We start from the raw sequence: 4,478 nt of genomic DNA on the forward strand, positions 1-4,478 counted from the left end.
CCCACTCACCGGGTCGCCCCCCCCCGGGGGCCCGGGGGCGCCTGCGGCGCGCTACCCACCCCCCGCCCCCCCCCCCGGGGCCCCGCCCCCCCCCCCGGGCGGGGGGGCGCGGGGCCCTCGCCCGTTCCCGGGCCCGGGCCCGTCAGAGACCGAGCCGCCGCGCGATGCCGTCGAGCACGCAGTCGAGGCCGAACTCGAACTCCCAGGTGGGGTCGTCCTTGCGGGTCGCGCTGTACGCGTAGGAGCGGTAGACCGGGTAACGGCCGCTGTCCAGCAGGTAGTTCATCTGCGGCGCCAGCGCCCTGCGGGTCTCGTCGCCGCTGTCCCAGCCCTGTTCCGCGCGGAACCGGTCGAGGGCGACCTGCGACTGGGTCGCGCCGTGCACGTACGAGGTGACGGCCCGGAAGGCCGCCATCATCGTGTCCGGGTCGAGGCCGAGTCCGTCGAGCGACGCCAACTGCCGTTCGGCGACGGCCATCCGGGTCGGCGTCAGCATGAACAGCGGGGCCGGCAGCTGGGTCATCCACGGGTGCGCCAGCGTCATGACCCGGGACCGCACGGCGTACGCGCGCAGCACCTCGCGCCATCCGGTCACGTCCTCGGGGACGTCCAGTTCGCCCGAGACCCGGTCCACCATCAGCGCCAGCAGGTCGTCCTTGCCCGAGACGTGCCGGTAGGCGGCCATGGGCGCGACGCCCAGCTCCGTGGCGATGCGGCGCATCGTGACCGCCGCGAACCCCTCGGCGTCGGCCAGCTCCACGGCGACGTCCACGATCCGCTGCGGGGTCAGCGCGGCGCGCGGCGCGGCCGGGCGCTCCATCCGCTCCCACAGCGAGGGCTCGGGCCCCGCCTTCTTCTTCGCGGCCACAGGCGTGCTCCTCGGGCTCCTGGACGGTGCTGACGGTGCTTGACGGTACGGACGACGACCGGGTCCGCGTGTACATCGTATCCACAGTAGACGCCGTACACATCGATGTGTACGTTGTACGCGTCAGGGATACGCCGTACACAACGGCCCACTCACCGGGGGTTCGCCATGCCGTCGTCCACCACCGCGCTCCGCGTCGCCGTCCTCGTCGGATCCACCCGCGAGGGCCGCTTCGCGCCCGTCGTCACCCGGTGGCTGCGCGGCCACCTCGCCCAGCGCGCCGACCTGAGCACGGACGTCGTCGACCTCGCCGAGACGCCACTGCCCACCGTGCTGCCCGCCTTCGGCCAGGAGCCGCCGCCCGGCACCCGGGAGGCGCTCGCGGCCGTGAGCCCGCGCCTGGCCGCCGCCGACGCGTTCGTCTTCGTCACACCCGAGTACAACCACAGCTTCCCGGCGGCCCTGAAGAACGCCGTCGACTGGCACCACACGGAGTGGCACGGCAAGCCGGTCGCCTTCGTCTCCTACGGAGGCCTGTCCGGCGGCCTGCGCGCCGTCGAGCAACTGCGGGTCGTGATGGCCGAGCTGAACGCCATGACCGTCCGCAACACGGTCAGCTTCCACAACGCCTACGGGGCCTTCGACCCGGACGGCCGGGTCGACGACCCCGCCGTGGACGCGGCGGCGAAGGCCATGCTCGACCAGCTCACCTGGTGGGCCCACGCCCTGCGCGACGCCAAGTCCCGTCGCCCGTACGCGGCTTGAGAGCGGCGGACGTCATGACGACACCGACACACACCGAGAACACCGGCGGCACCGGCGAGACCCCCGCGGCCGGCCCGGCACCCGCACCGCCGTCCCGCCTCGTGATCGCCGGCCTGCTGCTGGGCATCGTGCTCGCCACGCTCGACGGCACCGTCGTCGGCACCGCCCTGCCCGTCATCGTCGACGACCTGGGCGGCCTCGCCCATCTGTCGTGGGTGGTGACCGCGTACCTGCTCACCACCGCCGTCAGCACACCCCTGTGGGGCAAGCTCGGCGACCTGTGGGGCCGCAAGGGCAGCTACGTGGCCTCGATCATCGTCTTCCTCGCGGGCTCCGTACTGTGCGGACTCGCCCAGGACATGGGGCAGTTGATCGCCTTCCGGGCCCTTCAGGGACTCGGTGCGGGCGGGCTGTTCGTCGGCGCGCTCTCGCTCATCGGCACCCTGCTCACCCCCGCCGAGGCGGGCCGCTCCCAGTCGGTGATCGGCGTGCTGCTGCCCGCCGCGATGATCGGCGGCCCGCTGATCGGCGGCTTCCTCACCGACCAGCTGGACTGGCGCTGGGTGTTCTACGTCAACGTGCCCGTCGGCGCCGTCGCGCTCGCCGTCATCGGCGCCGGGGTCCGGGTCCGCACCACCCGCGTGAAGGCCCGCGTCGACCTCGCCGGCGCCGGACTGCTGACCGCCGGGATCGTCGCCCTGACCCTGCTCGCGGCCTGGGCCGGGAACGCGTACGCGTGGTCGTCACCGCAGGTCCTGGCACTCGCGGTGCTCGCGGCGGCGGCGCTCGCCGGCTTCGTCCGGGTGGAGCGGCGCGCGGCCGAACCCGTCATCCCGCCCCGCCTGTTCGCCGACCGCAACTTCACGGTCGCCCAGGTGCTCAGCTTCGTCGCGGGAGGAGCGATGCTGGCCGCCGCCAGCTATCTGCCGCAGTACATGCAGCACGTGCGCGGCGCCTCGGCCACGCGGAGCGGACTGCTCCTGCTCCCCCTGATGCTCGGCATGATGGGGGCCCAGCTCACCATCGGGCGGCGGGTCGGCGCGGGCGGCCGCTACCGGGCTTATCCGATCGCGGGCGGCGCGGTGTCGACGGCGGGCGCGCTCGCCCTGCTGCTGCTCGGCACCGGCACCCCGGTCTGGGCGGCCTCCGCGCTGACCCTGATCCTCGGCACCGGCATCGGCTGCCTGATGCAGCCCGCGATGCTCATCACCCTCAACAGCGCCGAGCCCCGCGACATCGGCGCGGCCAGCGGCACCCAGACCCTGCTGCGCACGATCGGGGGCTCACTCGGGGTGGCCGTGCTGGGCTCGGTGTTCGCGGGGCGGGTCGACGAGGGCGCGCACGGCGCCGCGTTCCGGTCGAGCGTCGTCGACGGCATGCACGGCGTCGCATTCGGCACGGCGCTGCTGTGCGCGGTGGCCTTCGCGGCCTCGTGGGCCGTGCGCGAGGTGCCGCTCCGGTCCGCGGCCGGGCCCCGGCAGGGATGAACCGCCCGGCCCGGCCCCCGGGTCCGACGGGGTCAGCCCGGCAGCAGGCCGGCCGCCGCGCCGACGACCGGCAGCTCCGACAGGGAGCTGCCGGAGGTCACCGGGCCGGTCACGGCCGCCGTGCTGAGCGGCTTGAAGTCGGCGATCTGGGTGCCCACCGCGTTGTCCAGCGGGTCGACGCCCGTGTTGGCCAGCGGGTCGAGCTGGAGGTTCGTCACGGGGGCCAGGCCGTGGGTGGCCGCCGCGTCGATGCCCTGGGTCACCGCCAGCGTGCTCAGCGTGCCGGGCGCGGCGTCCGCGGCGCTCGCGGTCGCGCCCCCGGCGGCGACCGCCGCGCCGGCCGCGGCCATGGTCAGGCCCGCGCGCAGCAGCGTGCGGCGGGCGCCGGAGGTCGGCATCGGGTTCTTGGGGGCTGCGTGTCGGGCCATGGGAGTCGCGCGCGCCTTTCCTGTTTCCAGTGACGGGTCCACTGACGATGTCTCCGCGTGTGACGGCGGAACCACGTAGCGTAGTCGCACTCGGCGTGGCTCGTGCCACAACCGCGCGACGCGGGGTCGGCGCCGGGGCCCGGATGCCTCACACTGGACTCTCGTGAGTTCGCATCCCCCGATACCGACCCGGGTCGTCCTGGTCTCCGGCCCCTCCGGCTCCGGCAAGTCGTCGTTCGCGGCCCGCTCCGGGCTGCCCGTGCTCTGCCTCGACGACTTCTACAAGGAGGCCGACGACCCGACGCTCCCACTCGTGCCGGGCACGTCGGACATCGACTGGGACTCCCCCGCGTCCTGGGACGCGGAGGCGGCGCTCGCCGCGATCGCGGAACTGTGCGCGAAGGGCCGCACGCAGGTGCCGGTGTACGACATCGCGACCAGCTCGCGGGTCGGGGCGGAGGCGCTCGACATCGCCCGTACCCCGCTGTTCCTCGCGGAGGGGATCTTCGCGGCGGACATCGTGGCCCGGTGCCGGGACCTCGGGGTGCTCGCCGACGCGCTCTGCCTGCGTGGGCGGCCCTCGACGACATTCCGTCGCCGGCTGCTGCGGGACCTCAAGGAGGGCCGCAAGTCCGTGCCGTTCCTGCTCCGGCGGGGCTGGCGCCTGATGCGCGCGGAACGGGCCATCGTGGCCCGCCAGGTCGCGTTCGGGGCGCATCCGTGCGGCAAGGACGAGGCGCTGGGCCGCGTCGCCGCGGCCGCGGCCGGCCACTGCGCCAAGGCGCGCGCCGCTTAACGGGACCACTCGCCGTGGGCCCACCGGCCGCGTCTCGACCACCGGCCGGTGGGGCTTCTCGCGCAGTTCCCCGCGCCCCTGAAATGCAGACGCTTCGCGTCGCATTTCCCCGATGAGATCGCGCACGAAGTGCG

General features: G+C 74.4%; 5 protein-coding genes. 3 read left to right on the forward strand and 2 right to left on the reverse strand.

Annotated features, from left to right (window positions below; genetic code table 11):
* Positions 1 to 142: 142 nt before the first annotated feature.
* Entirely contained in the window at positions 143 to 868 is a 726-nt protein-coding gene (locus tag ACFW9D_RS35950; protein WP_384629300.1) for a TetR/AcrR family transcriptional regulator, read from the reverse strand.
* 168 nt (positions 869 to 1,036) lie between these two features.
* On the opposite strand from ACFW9D_RS35950, the gene ACFW9D_RS35955 reads away from it, so the two are divergent.
* Both ACFW9D_RS35955 and ACFW9D_RS35960 read left to right on the forward strand, forming a co-directional pair.
* On the forward strand, positions 1,037 to 1,633 hold the full coding sequence (locus tag ACFW9D_RS35955) for an NADPH-dependent FMN reductase (RefSeq protein ID WP_384629303.1): 597 nt from the start codon (positions 1,037 to 1,039) through the stop codon (positions 1,631 to 1,633).
* Positions 1,634 to 1,647: 14 nt separating this feature from the next.
* Positions 1,648 to 3,120: an MDR family MFS transporter gene (locus ACFW9D_RS35960; protein ID WP_384629305.1), complete on the forward strand. Its 1,473-nt coding sequence runs from the start codon at positions 1,648 to 1,650 to the stop codon at positions 3,118 to 3,120.
* A 32-nt stretch (positions 3,121 to 3,152) separates the two neighbouring features.
* Here the strand turns inward: ACFW9D_RS35960 and ACFW9D_RS35965 are convergent, their stop codons facing one another.
* Positions 3,153 to 3,548 carry a hypothetical protein gene (locus ACFW9D_RS35965; protein WP_384629308.1) on the reverse strand — a complete coding sequence of 132 codons (396 nt, stop codon included), beginning with the start codon at positions 3,546 to 3,548 and terminating at the stop codon, positions 3,153 to 3,155.
* Positions 3,549 to 3,711: 163 nt separating this feature from the next.
* Here ACFW9D_RS35965 and ACFW9D_RS35970 point away from each other — a divergent pair, with 163 nt between their 5' ends.
* Positions 3,712 to 4,344 (forward strand): ATP-binding protein, encoded by a 633-nt coding sequence (locus ACFW9D_RS35970; RefSeq protein ID WP_384629310.1) that lies wholly within the window; start codon positions 3,712 to 3,714, stop codon positions 4,342 to 4,344.
* Positions 4,345 to 4,478 lie beyond the last annotated feature (134 nt).

It is taken from the genome of Streptomyces sp. NPDC059524, from assembly GCF_042749255.1.
GTDB lineage: Bacteria > Actinomycetota > Actinomycetes > Streptomycetales > Streptomycetaceae > Streptomyces > Streptomyces xanthii.

What these genes read in the sequence shown, in the direction of transcription:
- ACFW9D_RS35955 (WP_384629303.1), top strand. Translation starts at nt 1,037, where the DNA reads ATGCCGTCGTCCACCACCGCGCTCCGCGTCGCCGTCCTCGTCGGATCC.
- ACFW9D_RS35965 (WP_384629308.1), bottom strand. Translation starts at nt 3,548, where the DNA reads ATGGCCCGACACGCAGCCCCCAAGAACCCGATGCCGACCTCCGGCGCC.
- ACFW9D_RS35960 (WP_384629305.1), top strand. Translation starts at nt 1,648, where the DNA reads ATGACGACACCGACACACACCGAGAACACCGGCGGCACCGGCGAGACC.